At 62.9% G+C, this 3,571-nt stretch carries 2 protein-coding genes; both read left to right on the plus strand.

Going from position 1 to position 3,571, the window contains the following annotated elements; translation table 11 throughout:
• Nucleotides 1-1,095: ATP-dependent Clp protease ATP-binding subunit ClpX (gene clpX, locus AC1P6P_RS03465; RefSeq protein WP_481401042.1), on the plus strand; the 1,095-nt coding region annotated here is incomplete at its 5' end.
• 290 nt (nucleotides 1,096-1,385) lie between these two features.
• On the plus strand, nucleotides 1,386-3,571 hold a 2,186-nt coding region (gene lon / locus AC1P6P_RS03470), incomplete at its 3' end, for an endopeptidase La (protein WP_481401043.1).

Genomic DNA, 3,571 nt, shown 5'->3' on the forward strand with positions numbered 1-3,571 from the left:
AGCCGCGAGGGCGTGCCCACGCCGGCCGAGATCTTCAAGGTTCTGGATGATTACGTCGTCGGCCAGCAGCACGCCAAGAAGGTGCTGTCGGTCGCGGTCCATAATCACTACAAGCGCATCAATTCCGGCGGCAAGAACTCCGATGTTGAGCTCGCCAAGTCGAACATCCTGCTGCTTGGCCCGACCGGCTGCGGCAAGACCTTGCTCGCTCAGACTCTCGCTCGCATCCTCGACGTGCCGTTCACGATGGCCGACGCCACGACGCTGACCGAAGCCGGTTACGTCGGCGAAGACGTCGAGAACATCATCCTGAAGCTCTTGCAGAACGCCGACTACAATGTCGAGCGGGCGCAGCGCGGCATCGTCTATATCGACGAAATCGACAAGATCAGCCGCAAATCCGACAATCCGTCGATTACCCGCGACGTGTCGGGCGAAGGCGTGCAGCAGGCGCTGCTGAAGATCATGGAAGGCACCGTCGCCTCCGTGCCGCCGCAGGGCGGCCGCAAGCATCCGCAGCAGGAATTCCTGCAGGTCGACACCTCCAACATCCGGTTCATCTGCGGCGGGGCCTTTGCCGGCCTCGACAAGATCATCTCGCAGCGGACCACCGGCTCTTCGATGGGCTTCGGCGCCGTCGTGCGCGCTCCCGACGAGCGTTCTACCGGCGAAGTGCTGCGCGAAGTCGAGCCCGAAGACCTGCTCAAGTTCGGCCTGATCCCGGAATTCATCGGTCGTCTGCCGGTGATCGCCACCCTTGGCGATCTCACCGAGCCGGCGCTGATCGAAATCCTGACCCGCCCGAAGAACGCGCTTGCCAAGCAGTATCAGCGCCTGATGGAGATGGAAGGCGTCAAGCTGCGCTTCCAGGAAGAGGCGTTGCACGCCATTTCCAAGCGCGCCATCCAGCGCCGGACCGGCGCCCGTGGCCTGCGTTCGATCATGGAAGCGATCCTGCTCGAGACCATGTACGAACTGCCGACCTTGCAGGGCGTGCAGGAAGTGGTCATCACCGCAGACGTCGTGGAGGGCAGGGCGCGTCCGCTCTACACCTACTCCGACAAGGGGCAAATGGCGCAGCAGAGCGCCTCGTAAGGATTGCCGCCGCCTACGCAGTATTACGGCCGGCACCGCGAGGTCGCCGGCCGTTCCTGTCTTGGGGAAAAGAAACCAAGCATACTAAGGACATACGCCAAATTCCTGTGTCCGCACGGGCTCTGGCGGCGGGATATTCGTGTTCTGCTGCCGCGGCGCCTTGAAACACTTAATTCGGAAGCCCACTTTACACTTAGGAGTCGGCCCATTTCGGGCGACAGAATAGGACAGCCGTGCCCATTAGGGGCGGCGAGCCTGCAACCGCCGGTTATGCCGGCGAGGAGAACATAATGTCTGATGAACTCGTCGCGAAGTCCGATCCGGGTGGCCAAACCGTTCCTGTGCTGCCGCTGCGCGACATCGTCGTGTTCCCCCACATGATCGTGCCGCTGTTCGTCGGGCGCGAGAAGTCGGTGCGGGCGCTCGAAGAGGTCATGAGCGAGGAGAAGCAGATCCTCCTGCTGACCCAGAAGAACGCCGCCGACGACGATCCGACCAACGACGGCCTGCACAAGATCGGCACCATGGCAACCGTGCTGCAGCTCCTCAAGCTGCCCGACCAGACCGTGCGCGTTCTCGTGGAAGGCAAATCGCGCGCCCGTGTGCGCGGCTTCACCGGCCGTACCGATTTCTTCCAGGCGGTGATCGATCCCGTGTTCGAATCCGTCGGCGAGGGCCGCGAGACCGAAGCGCTGGTGCGCACGGTCAAGACCAATTTCGAGCAATACATCAAGCTGAACCGCAAGGTGCCGGCCGAAACGCTGGCGAGCGTGGCGCAGATCGAGGAGCCGGCGAAACTCGCCGACACCGTCGCTTCGCACCTGTCGGTGAAGATCATGGACCGCCAGCAGCTGCTGGAGACGCTGGACACCGCGACCCGCCTGGAGAAGGTCCTCAGCCTGATCGAAGGCGAGATCGGCGTCTTGCAGGTCGAGCGCAAGATCAAATCCCGCGTCAAGCGCCAGATGGAGAAGACCCAGCGCGAGTACTATCTGAACGAGCAGTTGAAGGCCATTCAGAAGGAACTCGGCGAAGGCGAAGAAGGCCGCGACGAGCTCAACGAACTCGAAGAGCGCATCCGCAAGACCAAGCTGTCGAAGGAGGCGCGCGAGAAGGCCCAGGGTGAGATGCGCAAGCTCCGCCAGATGAGCCCGATGAGCGCCGAAGCCACCGTCGTGCGCAACTATCTCGACTGGCTGCTCAGCCTGCCGTGGGGCAAGAAGACCAAGATCAAGAAGGACATCAAGCTCGCCGAGGACATCCTCAACGAGGACCATTACGGCCTCGAAAAGGTCAAGGAGCGCATCCTCGAGTACCTCGCGGTGCAGCAGCGCGCTGGCAAGATGAAAGGCCCGATCCTGTGCCTCGTCGGCCCGCCCGGCGTCGGCAAAACCTCGCTCGGCAAGTCGATCGCGCGTGCCACCGGCCGCGAGTTCGTGCGCATGTCCTTGGGCGGGGTCAGGGACGAGGCGGAAATCCGCGGTCACCGTCGCACTTACATCGGCTCGATGCCCGGCAAGGTCGTGCAGTCGATGAAGAAGGCGAAGTCGTCCAATCCGATGTTCCTGCTCGACGAGATCGACAAGCTCGGCGCCGACTGGCGCGGCGACCCGTCGTCGGCGTTGCTGGAAGTGCTCGATCCCGAGCAGAACCACGCCTTCAACGACCACTATCTCGAAGTCGATTTCGACCTCTCCGACGTGATGTTCATCACCACGGCCAACACCCTGCGCATGCCGCAGCCACTGATGGACCGCATGGAGATCATCCGCATCCCCGGCTACACCGAGGACGAAAAGGTCGAAATCTCCAAGCGCCACCTGATCCCGAAAGTGGTCAAGGCACACGGGCTGAAGCACAGCGAATGGACCATCACCGACGACGGCCTCAAGGACCTGATCCGCTATTACACGCGCGAGGCGGGCGTTCGTAATCTCGAACGCGAGATCGCCAATCTGGCGCGCAAGGCGGTGAAGGAAATTGTCTCCAACAAGGCGACCCGGATCGAAGTCTCGCCGGAAAACCTCAACACCTATGCCGGCGTGCGCCAGTTCCACTACGGCGAAGTGGAAGGTGAGGATCAGGTCGGCGTCGTCACCGGTCTGGCGTGGACGGAAGTCGGCGGCGATACGCTGCAAATCGAAGCCGTCAGCCTGCCCGGCAAGGGCCGCATGCAGACCACCGGCAAGCTCGGCGACGTGATGAAGGAGTCGATCGATGCGGCGCGGTCCTATGTCCGCTCCAAGGCGACGACCTATGGCATCAAGCCGCCGACCTTCGTCAAGGTCGACATCCACGTCCACGTTCCGGAAGGGGCGACCCCGAAGGACGGCCCCTCGGCCGGCGTGGCGATGAGTGTCGCGATCATCTCGGTGCTGACTGGCATCCCGGTGCGCCGCGACGTGGCGATGACCGGCGAAGTCACCTTGCGCGGCCGGGTGCTGCCGATCGGCGGCTTGAAGGAGAAGCTGCTGGC

Source organism: Rhizomicrobium sp. (assembly GCF_056722145.1).